Source organism: Erwinia persicina (assembly GCF_014838825.1).
In the GTDB taxonomy this organism is placed as follows: Bacteria; Pseudomonadota; Gammaproteobacteria; order Enterobacterales; family Enterobacteriaceae; genus Erwinia; species Erwinia persicina_A.
Map to the genome: position 1 here is coordinate 354,557 of NZ_JACYMO010000001.1, position 14,375 is coordinate 368,931.

16 protein-coding genes are annotated in these 14,375 nt (G+C 56.5%); 8 read left to right on the forward strand and 8 right to left on the reverse strand.

Annotated features, from left to right (window positions below):
• Positions 1-74: 74 nt before the first annotated feature.
• The gene (locus IFU29_RS01620) at positions 75-320 is read right to left on the reverse strand and encodes a YmjA family protein (RefSeq protein WP_062743265.1); all 246 of its coding nucleotides are present in this window, start codon (positions 318-320) and stop codon (positions 75-77) included.
• Positions 321-489: 169 nt separating this feature from the next.
• On the opposite strand from IFU29_RS01620, the gene IFU29_RS01625 reads away from it, so the two are divergent.
• The 3 genes from IFU29_RS01625 (at position 490) to IFU29_RS01635 (ending at position 4,285) form a co-directional block, all read left to right on the forward strand.
• Positions 490-1,605: a metallophosphoesterase gene (locus IFU29_RS01625; protein ID WP_191933090.1), complete on the forward strand. Its 1,116-nt coding sequence runs from the start codon at positions 490-492 to the stop codon at positions 1,603-1,605.
• A gap of 202 nt (positions 1,606-1,807) precedes the next feature.
• Complete coding sequence (locus IFU29_RS01630) at positions 1,808-3,013, forward strand: MFS transporter (RefSeq protein ID WP_191932372.1); 1,206 nt, start codon at positions 1,808-1,810, stop codon at positions 3,011-3,013.
• A 159-nt stretch (positions 3,014-3,172) separates the two neighbouring features.
• A complete protein-coding gene (locus tag IFU29_RS01635) occupies positions 3,173-4,285 on the forward strand; it encodes a glycosyltransferase family 9 protein (RefSeq protein ID WP_191932373.1) in 1,113 nt (370 codons plus the stop codon).
• 20 nt (positions 4,286-4,305) lie between these two features.
• Here IFU29_RS01635 and IFU29_RS01640 read toward each other — a convergent pair whose 3' ends face one another.
• Together IFU29_RS01640 and IFU29_RS01645 are read right to left on the reverse strand one after the other, a co-directional pair.
• A complete protein-coding gene (locus IFU29_RS01640) occupies positions 4,306-5,055 on the reverse strand; it encodes a hypothetical protein (RefSeq protein ID WP_191932374.1) in 750 nt (249 codons plus the stop codon).
• 56 nt (positions 5,056-5,111) lie between these two features.
• On the reverse strand, positions 5,112-6,047 hold the full coding sequence (locus tag IFU29_RS01645) for a LysR family transcriptional regulator (protein ID WP_191932375.1): 936 nt from the start codon (positions 6,045-6,047) through the stop codon (positions 5,112-5,114).
• 154 nt (positions 6,048-6,201) lie between these two features.
• Here IFU29_RS01645 and IFU29_RS01650 point away from each other — a divergent pair, with 154 nt between their 5' ends.
• Positions 6,202-7,191: an aldo/keto reductase gene (locus IFU29_RS01650; protein ID WP_244633605.1), complete on the forward strand. Its 990-nt coding sequence runs from the start codon at positions 6,202-6,204 to the stop codon at positions 7,189-7,191.
• Between the two features lie 16 nt (positions 7,192-7,207).
• Here IFU29_RS01650 and IFU29_RS01655 read toward each other — a convergent pair whose 3' ends face one another.
• Positions 7,208-7,627, reverse strand: coding sequence for a GFA family protein (locus IFU29_RS01655; RefSeq protein ID WP_191933092.1), 420 nt, complete (start codon positions 7,625-7,627; stop codon positions 7,208-7,210).
• Positions 7,628-7,700: 73 nt separating this feature from the next.
• Positions 7,701-8,237 carry a cytochrome b/b6 domain-containing protein gene (locus tag IFU29_RS01660; protein ID WP_191932376.1) on the reverse strand — a complete coding sequence of 179 codons (537 nt, stop codon included), beginning with the start codon at positions 8,235-8,237 and terminating at the stop codon, positions 7,701-7,703.
• Positions 8,238-8,337: 100 nt separating this feature from the next.
• Here IFU29_RS01660 and IFU29_RS01665 point away from each other — a divergent pair, with 100 nt between their 5' ends.
• Positions 8,338-8,550, forward strand: coding sequence for a hypothetical protein (locus IFU29_RS01665; protein ID WP_062743257.1), 213 nt, complete (start codon positions 8,338-8,340; stop codon positions 8,548-8,550).
• A 20-nt stretch (positions 8,551-8,570) separates the two neighbouring features.
• Entirely contained in the window at positions 8,571-9,008 is a 438-nt protein-coding gene (locus IFU29_RS01670) for a GNAT family N-acetyltransferase (protein ID WP_191932377.1), read from the forward strand.
• Positions 9,009-9,022: 14 nt separating this feature from the next.
• Here the strand turns inward: IFU29_RS01670 and IFU29_RS01675 are convergent, their stop codons facing one another.
• From IFU29_RS01675 to IFU29_RS01685, 3 genes are read right to left on the reverse strand one after another with little or no spacing between them, the layout of a single operon-like run.
• The gene (locus IFU29_RS01675; RefSeq protein WP_191932378.1) at positions 9,023-9,838 is read right to left on the reverse strand and encodes a carbohydrate ABC transporter permease; all 816 of its coding nucleotides are present in this window, start codon (positions 9,836-9,838) and stop codon (positions 9,023-9,025) included.
• Between the two features lie 2 nt (positions 9,839-9,840).
• Complete coding sequence (locus IFU29_RS01680) at positions 9,841-10,710, reverse strand: carbohydrate ABC transporter permease (RefSeq protein ID WP_191932379.1); 870 nt, start codon at positions 10,708-10,710, stop codon at positions 9,841-9,843.
• A gap of 60 nt (positions 10,711-10,770) precedes the next feature.
• Positions 10,771-12,114, reverse strand: coding sequence for an ABC transporter substrate-binding protein (locus IFU29_RS01685; RefSeq protein WP_191932380.1), 1,344 nt, complete (start codon positions 12,112-12,114; stop codon positions 10,771-10,773).
• Between the two features lie 530 nt (positions 12,115-12,644).
• On the opposite strand from IFU29_RS01685, the gene IFU29_RS01690 reads away from it, so the two are divergent.
• A complete protein-coding gene (locus IFU29_RS01690; RefSeq protein WP_191932381.1) occupies positions 12,645-13,244 on the forward strand; it encodes a GNAT family N-acetyltransferase in 600 nt (199 codons plus the stop codon).
• A gap of 12 nt (positions 13,245-13,256) precedes the next feature.
• Complete coding sequence (locus IFU29_RS01695) at positions 13,257-14,348, forward strand: ABC transporter ATP-binding protein (RefSeq protein WP_191932382.1); 1,092 nt, start codon at positions 13,257-13,259, stop codon at positions 14,346-14,348.
• Positions 14,349-14,375 lie beyond the last annotated feature (27 nt).

Consider the following 14,375-nt stretch of genomic DNA (forward strand, 5'->3'; position numbering starts at 1 on the left):
CGGGCAGAGAAACGTGCCACGTGATGAAGGTGATGTGAATGCCCGAGTGAAATTCACATCACCGGCATCAGCGGCTACTCATTGCCCCATTGATTCAGGAACGTGGCGATTTCATCAATCCGTTCCGCGTCAATACCGGCTTCACTGGCGATCTCTTTCTGTGTATCCTCACCAATTTCTTCGCCGTCCATCAGGCGGGTGATCAGCAGCTGGAAATAGTGTGCCAGCGGTGTGCGATCGGCTTCCTGCACCGGCTGGGTGGTTTCCGTCGAGTACTCATCTACGATGTCATAAAATTTCAGGGGTACGTCATTACTCATCAGTCGCTCTCCAGGGTTAATCTCTGATTCAGTAAGAAGTGTACTGTGTAATGGCCTCTGATCTGACACCTTTTTCACGTTTTCATCGTCACAGGTTAACCGTCAGTCGATAAAATCCGCTGTTTTCATTTTTTTTGCGTAAGTACGCACTTTTGTTAGGGAAATAATGATGTTTCACCTTATTTTCAGTCTCCCCGCCTGGTATGTCATTGGGCGGTTTATCGTTCCGCTGTCCCAGCCCCTGGCGTTAAAAATCATCCTGTCGCTGCTGGCTCTGCTGGCCACCCAGTACCTGTTAGTCAGCCGTTTTACCTCTGGCAGTGTTTTTGCCCCGGAGATGCCGCGAACGCTGATTATCCTGTTTAACTGGGCCTTCAGTGTCGTGCTGTTCCTTGCATTCATACAGATCGTGATTGATGCGGTGACGCTGATCTCAATGCTGGTCAGGCATCCGCTGACCATCGTCCCGGGCGTGCGCTACCTGGCTGCCATACTGGCCATCGGCCTGGCCACCTACGGCGTGCAGCAGGCCATCCGCGTGCCGGCTCTGAAGGATGTCACCATCCCGGTTGCCAATCTGCCGGAAGAGTTTGAAGGTTATCAGCTTCTGCAGTTAACGGATTTACATATCACCCGGCTGTTTAATGCCCGCTGGACTGCGGAATTAGTGAAGCGGGCCACGGCACTGAACGTGGATCTGATTGTGGTGACCGGGGATGTGATTGACGGTACGCTGGAAAACCGCAGGCAGGACGTGGCACCGTTACGGGGATTACAGGCCCCCGACGGTGTCCTGGCGATCACCGGCAACCATGAGTATTTTTTTGAGCAGGAAGCCTGGACGGCGCATCTGGCCACGCTGGGGCTGCATCCCCTGCTCAACCGCCATACTGTTATTACTCGCGGCAGCGCAAAGCTGGTGATCGCCGGGTTGACGGACGCCTCCGCGTCCGCGCGGGGGGCTGAAGGGTCAGATCTGAGCAAGGCACTGGCCGGAGCACCGGACAACGCGCCAGTGGTGTTACTTGACCATCAGCCGCGAAATGCCCGCCAGAATGCAACGCAGGGGGTGGATATTCAGCTTTCCGGGCATACGCACGGCGGTTTGATCCTGGGGTTTGACCGCCTGTTTGCCGCGCCCAACGGCGGTTTTGTCTCCGGTCTGTACGACGTCGACGGCATGCAGCTGTACGTGAACAACGGAACCGGGCTCTGGCCGGGGATGGCGGTACGCTTAGGACGCCCCTCGGAACTGACCCGTATCACCCTGACGCGCAAAAAATAATGGCGCTTCTGCTCACGCCAGCGGCGTGGGCAGAAACAGCGGATCGCGGTGTCCCTATTCCCCACCACAATAAGAAGTTTCTGTAGCATTTTGTCTTATTAACACCTTGATAAACGTTGCTTTAACGACACAAAAAATCCTGCGTAACCGCGTAGAGTAACAGGACTTGTTGTTAATATTTTGATGGAAAAATGTGAACTAAATGAAAGGAATGCCGCCGCTTATTCTTGCCCTGCTTGCAGGCTCCCTGGTGCTGACCATCGGTCGTGGTGTCACGCTGCCATTCCTGACTATTTATCTGACGGAGCACTATCATCTGCTGCCTGAGAGCGTCGGTCTCATCATGGGGGCGAGCGTGGCCATCGGCATCTTCAGCAGTCTTTACGGCGGTTATCTGGTTGACAGGTTCAGTCACCGTAAGCTGATTGGTTTTTCAGTCAGCCTGTTTGCACTCAGCTTTTTTTTACTGCCGCTGTTGCCGGAAGTGGGCAGCGTGGTGATGGTCATCGCCCTGCTCAATGCCTCATACGCCCTTCTGAGTATTACCATTAAGGCCTGCATTGCCGCCTGGCTGCCAGTGGAAAAACGGGTCAAAGCCTTTTCAATGAACTACACGCTGATCAATGTCGGCTGGGCCGTGGGGTCCTCGCTTGGCGTCTGGCTGGCTGGTTTTGATCCCCGTCTGCCGTTTATGATTTCCGGCACGCTGGCGCTGGGAACGGTTATCACCCTGATGGTGGGATTACGCCATATTCCTGACCGCCCGGAACGTCATGATATCGAGCTGAAGCCGCTGGAAAAACCCGGTCTGCGCCAGACGTTTTCTATCCTGCTCAAAGACCGCTGTCTGGTCTGGTTTACGCTGGGCAGCACCTGCGGGTCGATTGTCTTCGGGCAGTTCACCGGTTATCTGTCGCAGTACCTGATCATTATCGCCGATGCCGCTTATGCCTATAAAGTGATTGGTGCCATCATGATCACTAACGCGACGATTGTGATTGCCTTTCAGTACGTGATGAGCAGCGGTATGAAGCAGGATAACCTGTTCAAATGGCTATTTTTCGGCACGCTGTTCTTTATTCTCGGTCTGGCCGGATTTATGCTGGCCGGCCCGTCGGTGCTGCTGTGGATGCTGGCGATGGTCATTTTCAGCTTTGGCGAACTGATCGTCATCCCTGTGGAGTATATGTTTATCGATTTCATTGCACCTGACCATATGAAAGGCAGTTACTACGGAATGCAGAACCTGAGTAATATCGGCGGTGCGATTAACCCCGTACTGTGCGGTTTTTTACTCAGCTTTACCCCGCCGCCGGTGATGTTTATTGCCCTGATTGGTTTTTCTGTTGCCGGTCTGGTGTTCTTCCGTATGGGGCACCGGCGGGCAGTGCGGGGTACTGCAGCCTGAAGGGGCCGGGCCTGTTGACGCCGGGTGCGGGAAGGGGCTGGTGGTGTTGAAGGGGTGGCCGGAGCAATATTACCTTACAGGCCGCGCTTCGGAGCCGTTATAATCAGCGGCCTGTTAGGTCATAAGGGATGACTATTTTCGCAGGGAGCGTGTCGTAATATGTCATTACTGTCCGGGCTGAGGCACTTTGCCTATTCTTTTTACGACTACCCAGCAGCTGCAATCAACACTGACACTGTTTCCCTTGCCGTTATTCACATTCCCGACCAGATCGGGGATGCGATGTCCATATTCCCACTTATCCGTTCGCTGGAGTATCACCGCATCGATCGCCTGATCATCGTGGCTTCGCGACTCAACAGACCCGTCTTCGACGCCCTCACGCTCAGGCACACAACGCTGACCGTTATCAGTATGCCCTGTCAGGACGAGGCAACGTATCAGGACATTAAGGCGGTAGCCGGGAAAATAAGAAAGGAATACGGCGTACCGGATCTCTGCATTGAGGCTATGCGTAAAAAGAACTTCAAAACCATGCTCTTTATCAGCCGGTTAAGGGCAAAAACAAATTTACAGGCCGTGGGCTTAACGATGAAGTGTTATTCACCTTTGTGTCAGATAGCCTCCCGAATGGATCAAGTTTTCCGTGCGCCCGTGCCCATGACCTGGTCAGTGCTGATGAGAGAAGCGGGTTTTCCGTCAGTCAGACCCGCGTTTGAATTTCCCCTCAGTGATCATGTGCTGGACGAAGTGAGTCAGGAAACCCGGCAGTTTGATCCGTATATTGCCCTTAATCTGGACGGAAGCGTAGCGGAGCGCACCTTCTCGCTGGCCACGGCAATAAAGCTGATTGCGCGGATTACCGGTGAAACAAAAATGCCTGTAGTGATTGTTCACGGCCCTGACGGCTGCGATAAAGCGACCGCATTAATCCGGCTTTATAACCGGGCACACCGTATTTCACTCCCCCCGTCGATTGCACGCTCGGCGGCAGTGATAAAAAACGCGACCTTTGCCATCACGCCGGATACATCTGTTCTGCATATGGCCAGCGCCTATAATATTCCGGCTATCGCCGTTTATGCCAATTACAAGACGCGCTGGCCTGCGATGCAGGATATTTCAGAAGCCATTGTGGTCGGCAGTCAGATTGATAATATCGATCTTGATGAATTCCGATCGGTATTAAGGCGACTGTTAGCCAGAGCCGGGCAGCGCTTTACCCCGGAGCATCAGGATACGGTGACGCTGCCCCTGCCACACGCGCGTTAACGCGACGTTTTCGGCCATGATTACTGCGCTGACGTATCGGGTTGGAAGGGATAGGCTGTCTTCTCCGTTACGCCGACGGTAATGGCCGATTTATCAGTAAAGGAAGGCCAGTCCGAGGCTTTGGTGATAAATTTCCAGCTGTAATACTCCCTGCCCTCGTCTGTAAACTGCAGGGTAAGAATGCGCCAGCTTTCATCATGACAGTGCGATTTTTTGGCATAATCTTCCTCAGAAAAACAGGCCCGGATCATCTCCCGTGAGGAAAAAGGAACATTACTGAATGCGGTCTGAACCCCCCCGTCAGCATTCAGCATCAGAAAGTCGGCATACGCTTCTTCCCGCCCGCCGCCGGAGTACCCCGTTGACCAGGTGGATACCAGCGCCACTGCCTGTTTTGTCTGGCTCAGAGGATAGAGTGCCGGAAACAGAGCAACCTCACTGCGGGTCAGCTCGCCGTCATCGCTGTTATCGCCGCTTTCGTGGTGGCTAAAGTCCCAGCGGCCATCCATCACCCATTCGCCATTCGCCCTGTTCATTCTGATTAATGTGGGCCCCGGGCTGGTTAAGTAAACGGCTCTCCCGTCCCCTTTTTCCCGCCAGAGCGCTGACTCAGCCGGGCATCCGCTCTTTATCGCCTGACAGACCTCATGATACTGCTCACTCTGTTTTTTTATGGCAATCAGAGGAACCGGTTTCAGCGCGGCGGGTGTCGGGCTGGCCATAGCGGAAAACGATGTCAGGGTGAGAAGCACGGCCAGGATAGTGTTCATTGTTATCTGCCTGATAGTCATTAGGGTTATAGACAAAAAGGGGTATCGGACCGGTGCTATTCCTGCAGCGTGACGCTCGGAATCGCGGGCAAGGGTTGCAGGCCATTGCCGGTACGAATGATATTCACCAATTCTCTCAGCGCAGGATGCACATACCGGCGGCTGCTGTAATAAATGTTAAAGGGGTCACCGTGCGCAGCGTGTGCCGGCAAGGTACTGACCAGCGTCCCTGCTGCCAGCTCCTGCTTTATACGGGACTCGAGCACGTAAGTTAAGCCCATACCTGCCTTTGCCGCCGATATCGAGGTGGCCGTATCCTTCAGCGTGATTAAGCCGGGCACACTGAGGCTGTAAGCGCCGTCCGGGCCAGCAAACTCCCAGCGAAAGTAAGCGTTATCGCCCAGCAGTAGCTGAATACAGTGATGGCCGGCCAGGTCGGCAGGCGTCTGTGGCGTTCCGCGGCGTCGGAGGTAATCAGGGGAACCGGCCACTATCCACCGCTGCGGCCCGGTCAGCGGTACGGCAACCATATCCTCCGGCACCAGATGGCCGTAGCGCATGCCTGCGTCAAATCCTCCGGCGGTGATATCCACCGGCCGGTCTTCCACGACGATGGTTAAGCGCACCTGCGGGCACTGCGTGGCAAATTCAGGCAGCGCAGGGGCAATAAGCTGATGCGCCGCATCCGCAAAGACATTCAACCTCAGCACACCAAAGCTGCCCCGGCCGGGGGCATTCAGGGTTTCCAGCGCGGCGGCGATGGCGTCAAACCCCCCTGCCAGCTTTTCGGCCAGGTCCTGGCCCAGCGCAGTAGAAGAGACCGCTCTGCTGGTTCTGTTCAGCAGGCGTGCGCCTAAGCGGGTCTCCAGCCGCCGTATCGCATGGCTCACCGCTGATGATGATAACCCGCGCTCAATACCGGCCAGCTTAAAGCTGCGGCAGCGCAGCACCGTCAGAAAAATTTGCAGGTCGGCAAAATCAACACGTTCCATAGAAAGGTGAACCAGGTTAACTGTCAGAATGAATGGCATTCATCTTTTAGCACGGGTTATCCCCCGGCGTAAACGTTAAGCTGATGAAATGATTCAGGCGGCGACGCGCGTACGCACGCGCTCACCCGCGTTACCTAACCGTATGAAGGAAGCGATGATGAAACAGAGAATGCTTGGCAAAACAGGCCAGCGGGTCGGGGAGATCGGATTCGGTGCATGGGCAATTGGCGGCACCTGGGGTGAAGTGAGTCTGGACGATGCCCGGGAAGCCTTAAATGCTGCGCTGGATGCCGGTATGACCTTTATTGATACCGCTGATGTGTATGGTGACGGCCGCTCAGAGAAAATCATTGCTGAGGTGCTGAACCAGCGCGGAGGAGAGCGTCCGTTCGTCGCCACCAAGCTGGGCCGCCGCCTCTCCCTCCATGAGGCACAGGGTTACACTGCCCAAAATCTGAATGCTTTTATCGATCGCTCACGCGACAACCTGCAAATGGAAACCCTGGACCTGGTGCAGCTGCACTGTCCGCCAACCGAGATTTATTACACCCCGGAGGTGTTTGCAGTCATGGATGAGATGGTGGCGGCCGGGAAAATTCGCCATTACGGCGTGTCGGTGGAAAAGGTCGAGGAAGGTCTGAAGGCACTGGAATACCCCAACGTAGCCTCCATCCAGCTGATTTATAACATTTTCCGCCAGCGACCGGCCGAACTGCTGCTGCGCGAGGCGAAGCGTCGCGACGTCGGTATTATTGCCCGGGTGCCGCTCGCCTCTGGTCTGCTGACCGGCAAGATGACGGCGGCCACCACCTTCTCTGCCGACGATCACCGTACTTTTAACCGCAACGGTGAAGCCTTCGATAAAGGTGAAACTTTCTCTGGCGTCCCGTGGGATGTCGCCCTTGAGGCGGTGGAGGCGATCCGCCAGTACGTGAAGGGGGATGACACGATGGCCATGTTCGCCCTGCGCTGGATCTTAATGAATGACTGCGTCAGCGTAGTGATCCCCGGTGCAAAAAATGCCGTCCAGTCGGCAGGAAACGCCCGTGCCAGCGCGATGAGCGCCCTGCCGGACGAGACGCTGGCCGCGCTGAAACGTCTGTATGACGATAAAATTGCCCCCTGGGTGCATCAGCGCTGGTAGCCGTGTTCAGTGATGTTCAATGATCATCGGGCGGTGTGGGGGTGAAGGACAACGTGCCGGCAATGCCGCCTGCTCCGCCATCTTTCGGGTGGTTGATGCCATCCGTGACGTTAACCGAGGCAAAGTCAAAGGGGGAAATCCCGGCCAGGCACGCGGCATTAACCCCGTACTGCTGCGGATTTGATCGGCTCTGATGGAAGGTATAAATACCGCACACAGCGCAGAAATAGTGTGCCACCTCCCGGCTGTTAAAACGGTACTCGGTCAGGCTCTCCTGGCCTTTGGTGATATCCAGCGCTGAGGCAAAGACCACCACGGCACCGCGCATCCGGCAAAAGGAGCAGTTACAGCGTCGGGCGGTGTTCAGCCCGTCGACCAGCGTGACGTTAAACATCACCGAACCGCAGTGGCAGCGGGCGGGCATGATATCTGGCATGGCAATTCCCCCGTAGGTTTTCGCTTCTGTGGGCTGCATATTATCAGCCACGCGGGTGACAAAAGTGTGATCTTCAGCTCGTTTTTTGCCGTGACGGCATCATCCTGATCAGGGTGTTATCGCGGAGAATATAATGGTGAGCCAGTGCTGCCAGCGCATGGATGCCAATCAGCCAGTAGCCCACAGGTGCCAGCACGGTATGCCAGTGGTTCAGGCTGGCGGAAAGCGCCGGACGGGCGGTCTGACTAAAGGGCATGGCCAGACCGTAAAGGCTCCACTCACTTCCCCAGAAGTAGCGTGACGCCAGCGCCAGGGCCGGCAGGGAAATGAATAGCGCATAGATGCAGGCATGGGTCAGATGACTCAGCGCGGTATGCCAGCGTTTCGGGGGCGGAATGATGGCCGGGGACCGCTGATGCAGCCGTATCACCAGTCGCGCCACCATCGTCAGTAAGACGGTGGCCCCGGCGGTGACGTGGGTGACGGCGATGGCGTAGCCGTGCCAGCTACCCGGCCGGGCGTAGTCGCTGATCAGAATAGAGCCATAGGCCAGTAGCAGCAGCAATACCGTCAGCCAGTGCAGAAGGATCAGAGGAAATGAAAACTTCATTTTTTAATTCACCCGCGAAATGAACAGCCCTATTCTGCCGCGCATTGTGGCAGAATAGACACCGTGACAACACCCCTTACCCCTTCTGTGAGGCAACATCATGGCCTGCCAGTCAGACTGTCCCTGCAAGAACCCGGATGCGCCAACCTATCCCGCCGGAAAAATGTTTAATGACCAGCGCGGACGCGCCCTGCTGATCACCGACAAAAACGGTCGCTTTCCCGATGCCCGCTACCGGGTGCTGGATATCCGCACCGGCCACTCAGCGGAGTACAGTTACCCGGCGTTAGTCAGAAAAGAAAAAGGCCGTTAACCCGGCCAGGGAGAAATGTCATGTCTGTCAGGATACGCGTAGCCGTGCCCTCCGATGTTAACGGTTTATTTACCGTGCGCACCTCAGTGCAGGAAAATGTGATGACCCGCGAAGAAATGCAGGCTTTGGGCATTACAGAGGCGTCGGTCAGCGCCATGATAGCGGCGTCAGACTGTGCGTGGGTTGCCACGCAGGGCGAAGAAATCATCGGCTTTTCGATGATTATCCCGGAGGAAGCCTGCCTGTTTGCCGCCTTTGTTCTTCCCGGTCATCAGGGCAAAGGGATCGGCAAACGGCTGGTCAGCGTGGCGGAGGATGCGCTGTTCACCCTGCATCCCTGCGCCTGGCTGGAAACCGGAAAGCGCACCCGTGCAGCGGCGTTTTACCGCCATACTGGATGGGGGAATGAAACCGATATCGGCGACGGGGATATCCGTCTGGAAAAGCGCCGCCCCTGAAGTTATCGTCCCGGTTACTTCACTGCCCCTTCCGTCACGCCGCTGATAAATTTACGCTGGAACAGTAAGAACACCGCCATCAGCGGCAGGATCACGATCATCGCTCCTGCCATCAGCACCGGAATATCAATGGTGTTGCGGTTCTGGAACAGCATCATGCCGATAGGCAGCGTGCGCAGTTCATCTTTATTGACCAGTATCAGCGGCATCAGAAACTCATTCCACGTCCAGATAAACAGCAGCAGCGCCAGGGTGGAGAGCGTCTGTCCAATGGCTGGCACCAGCAGTCCCCAGAGGATTTTAACCCGTGATGCACCGTCCATTACCGCCGCTTCCACCAGCTCTTTCGGTACCTGCTGGAAAGCGCTGGCGATCATCAGCGTGGTGAACGGCAGCGACAGCGCAATCTGCGGGATAATTAGTGCCAGATAGGTATTGGTCAGCCCCATCCAGCGAAGCTCGTGATACAGCGGAATGATAAACGCCTCGCCGGGCAGAACCATACCCAGCGCAAACATGGCGGCGATCGCCCGCTTCCCCGGCACCTTCAGCCAGGCAAAGCCGAAGCCGGCCAGGATGCCGAGAAAGAGACTGCAGATCACGACCGGGATCACCACCAGCACGGAGTTCAGAAAGTAGACGTTAAAGTGTCCCTGCTGCCAGGCGGTGATGTAATTTTTAACGTTGAGTGAACCGGGCAAGGTGAACACGCCCTGAAACAGCTCCATCTGCGTTTTAAATGAGGTCAGCAGCGCCAGCAGAAACGGCAGGATGGTGAGCAGCGCCACCAGCCAAATCAGCGCGCGGGAACTCAGCGGCGTTTTGTTCATGATCAACGCTCCTTCAACGCCAGAAGAATCAGCCAGTTAATCAGCAGCACGATCAGCATACTGAAGACCGCAACCGAAGAGGCATAGCCAAAATAGTGCAGGTCAAAGCCCTGCTTGTACATAAAGATATTGGTCACCATTGTGGATGTCCCGGGGCCGCCCTGGGTCATGACGTACACCAGGTCGAAGGTTTTCAGGCTGGCAATGACGGTCAGCAGCAGCGCGATCCGCACTTCGGGGCGCAACCCCGGCAGCGTGATGCGCATAAACTTCTGCCGCCGTGATGACCCGTCAAGGTCGGCCGCCTCCAGCAGCGACGGATCCATGCGCTGTAGCCCCGCCATAAACAGCACCAGACAGAAGCCAAAGAAGTACCAGGTGGCCACCATCCCGACCGCCGGCAGTGCCCAGGTAAAGTCCCCCAGCCACGACAGTGCCAGATGCGGCAGGCCCACGGCGCGCAGCAGCTGGTCAATCGGGCCAAAGGCCGGGTTATACAGCCAGCGCCACACCACGCCCAGCACCGCCATCGGCATGATGTAGGGCAGGAAAAAGAGAATACGCAGCAGGCTGCGCTCGGTATTACTGCGCATATCATTCAGGAAGCTGCACAGCAGCAGGCCGATGCCGATCGGCAGCAGCGTATAGAACAGCATCAGCAGCGCATTATTGCCCAGCGCAATCCAGAATACCGGGTCGCTGAACATGCGCAGATAGTTACTGATACCGACAAACAGCGGTGATGAGGTGCCATCCCATTCCGTCAGGCTGATGCCCAGCGAGGCCAGCAGCGGCAGCAGGATAAACACGGCGTACACCAGCACGGCCGGAAGAAGATAAAGAAAGTTACGCCAGGGACTCAGATTCAACATAAACGTACTCACAGGCCAGAACGTCTTTAGGCCCGGCAGTGTACCGCCGGGCCATGCGGCTTAATGCTTCATGCTTTTCAGGTAGCGCTGATAATTGTCGTCAAAGTTCGTCACCATCTTATCGACCGTCTGGCGGCCACCGAGCAGCAGCTGGACGTTCTGATTCAGTTCGGCGTTCATGGTCGGCGTGGCCCAGTCAACGTAGTGGCCCAGCCCGTCATACTCATTGAGGGTTAACCACACCTGCCAGGCTTCTTTCAGCAGCACATTATCGGCAGGCACCTGCGCATTTTTATTCGAGCTGGCTGGCAGGAAACCGGCTTTTAACCAGCGGTCAGCCATGGCGTCTGACACCATGTAGTCAATAAAGGTCGCCGCTGCATCCTGCTGGGTTTTGTCTTTTGCCGTGCTGGTCACCGAAAAGGCCAGGTCCGTACCGCCGACCATCAAAGGATGCTTGACCCCGGCACCTGCCGGCATGGCGGCAAAGTGGATATCTTTATTATCTTTAAACTGGCCAAGGTACCAGGTACCGCTGATCAGGAAGGCTGACTGACCGTTCTGGAACAGGGTGGCCGCATCATCGTTACCAATGCCCTGGAAGCCCGGGAAGAACCAGCCTTTATCATTCCAGCTTTTCAGCATCTCTCCGGCTTTGGTCAGTTTCGGATCCTTGAAGGTACCGCCCACGTCATAGATCAGATCATCAAGCGTTTTACGGTCTTTACTGTCGATCTGTGCCTGCCAGAGGGTACTCAGCATCTGCTGGCCCATATTGCCGTCCAGCAGGCCCAGCATCATCGGGGCTACACCCTGCTCTTTCAGCTTCGCCATAGCGCTTTCCAGCTCCGGCAGCGTCTTCGGTACGGCAATTCCGGCTTTATCCAGCAGGGCTTTGTTGTAGTAGAGCCCGACCATCTCACCCAGACTGGCCACGCCGTACAGCTTACCGCTGCCGAAATCACCTTTATCAGACCAGCGGTTACGCTTGAGGATGGAGTCCGGGAAGCGCTGGGTCCAGCCGTAAGTGCTGGCATAACCGTCCAGCGGGATCAGCAGCTTATCTTTGACCAGCGAGCCCATATCCCCACCGCCCTGATTGACCTGAGCAATCTGTGGGCCGTCCCCGGCGGTTAACGCCAGCTTCAGCGGAATGCGGGTGTCTTCAAAGGAGTGCACGGAGCGGTTAATAATGATGCCCGGGTTTTTCTGGGAAAAGGCTTTAATCCCTTCATCCACGGCGGCGGTTTGCTGCGGGTAGTTGTAGATATCCCATTCATTAAGCGTGACGGCGGCATGGGCGCTTTGCGCCAGACATCCGGCCAGCGTACCCGCTGCAATCAGGCGTGAGAGCAGGCGTACGGAAGCGCGAAACTGGGACGAACGAACAGATGAATTAGACATAGTGCTCGGTTTCTCCATCACGGAATGGGCATCCCTTCATCTCGACATCTGCTCATCCCGCAGACTGACGCCACGATTATTATCGCACCTCTCAATACTTACTTTAATAGGAAAACAAAGTCAAACCCCTGTCGGGGGGAATTTCCGCACTGTGATCCGGGGCGAAAAATCAGCAGGTTGCGCAGCGGACCCGCAGGTTATCGCGCCAGAACGCTGTACCTCTGGCGATCAATCCGCTATGACTCTGCACTGCCAGCACGATGCACTGATAAAATGGTCTGAAAACTAAGCCTCTGTAAAACCATATGAAAATCATATGCCGCCGCGAATTGTCGCCACTGCACTCTCTTGTTAAATGACCAAAGCCGCAGGGCTACAGGGGAACTGATGACCGCTGTAACCGTTACCGGGCCATCTGGGGGCGTGCGTTCGCCCCGCTTTGTGAAGTAACGCAATTATTTCATCTTGAAAACTAAGTCGGCATTCATTAACGTTGAAATGGCTCAATGGCTGACCAACGAGAAGAGAAAATGAATAATCCCAGTAGGATCCGTGCGGCCACCCCCGCAGACTATCCGGCGCTGTACCGCATCTGTCTGCAAACCGCCCATGCCGGTCAGGACGCCACGGCGCTCTACTCTGACCCGGACTATCCCGGTCAGCGCTTTGCTGTGCCCTATGCCCGCTTTGCACCCGACTTCGCCTTTGTGCTCGACGTCGGCGGTGAAGTGATGGGTTACGTTGTGGCCGCACCGGATACGCGGGCGTTTGAGGCCCGGCTGAATGAATCATGGTGGCCTGCCTTACAAGAGCAGTACCGCCAGCGCCAGCCGGAAGCCCCGCTGGATGGCAACCTGCTGAACAGTATTCGCCATCCTGAGACCGCCGCGGAAGAGCTGGTCAGCGACTGGCCTGCCCATCTGCATATCAACCTGTTACCGGCGCAGCAGAAAGGCGGCTGGGGCCGCAAAATGATTGAGCATCAGCTGAATGCGCTGCGGGCCGCAGGGGTACGTGGGGTTCATCTGGGCGTCAGTCTGCAAAACGAGCAGGTGTGTGCTTTTTACGAGCGGATGGGCTTCCGGCCCCTGCTGCGCAGCAACGCCATTTATATGGGCCAGTTACTCTGAGTGAGGCAGCCGATGACCAGTTTGCGATTGCAGAACGTTGAAAAGTCTTACGACCATATCAGTGTGATCAAAGGCATTGATCTGACCATTAACAGCGGAGAGTTTGTGGTCTTTGTCGGGCCTTCCGGCTGCGGGAAGTCCACCCTGCTGAGGATGATTGCCGGGCTGGAGGAGATCAGCGGCGGGCAGCTGCTGATTGATGAAGAGGACATGACGCAGCGTCCGGCCACCGAACGCGGCGTGGCGATGGTTTTCCAGTCCTACGCACTCTATCCCAATATGACGGTGCGCGGCAACCTCGCCTACCCGCTGGAGGTGGCAAAAAAACCCAAGGCAGAGATCGCCCGCGCGATTGCAGAAACCGCTGACAAACTGCACCTGACCGAATTACTCGATCGGCACCCGCGCGCCCTGTCGGGGGGCCAGCGTCAGCGGGTGGCGATTGGCCGCGCCATTATTCGTCATCCGCGTATTTTCCTCTTTGATGAGCCGCTGTCTAACCTGGATGCGGAGCTGCGCCTGCAGATGCGCATTGAGATTGCCCGCCTCCACGCTTCGCTCGGGAACACGATGATTTATGTGACCCATGACCAGCTGGAGGCGATGACGCTGGCCGATCGCATCGTGGTGCTGCGCCAGGGGCGTATTGAGCAGGTCGGGTCTCCGCTCTCCCTGTATCACGATCCGGATAATCTGTTCGTGGCGGGGTTTATTGGTTCGCCAAAAATGAACTTTATTGCCGGGGAGGTGCTGGCCTGTCGGGCCGGAGAAGTGCAGCTGCGCCTGCCGTCTTTAGGCATCGACATGCTGACGCTGCCCCTGCATTCAGACTGCCATGAGGGGCAGCGGGTGACGCTGGGCATCCGGCCCGAGCATTTCCAGCCGTTCAGCGGGGAGGGCCCGGCCGCACGTTTCAGCGCGGAGCTGACCTACAGTGAACTACTGGGGCACACCAACTATCTGTACCTGAAGACCGGCAGCGACGCCATGCTGGTGGTGGAAGAGCGCGAGGTACACGAGCGGGAGATAGGGACGCCGGTGACGTGGACGATCCCCTCTGCCCACTGCCTGCTGTTTGATGAGCAGGGGCAGCGGATCCGCTAGTCGGGCCGGGGTATGGCACCGGGCGGA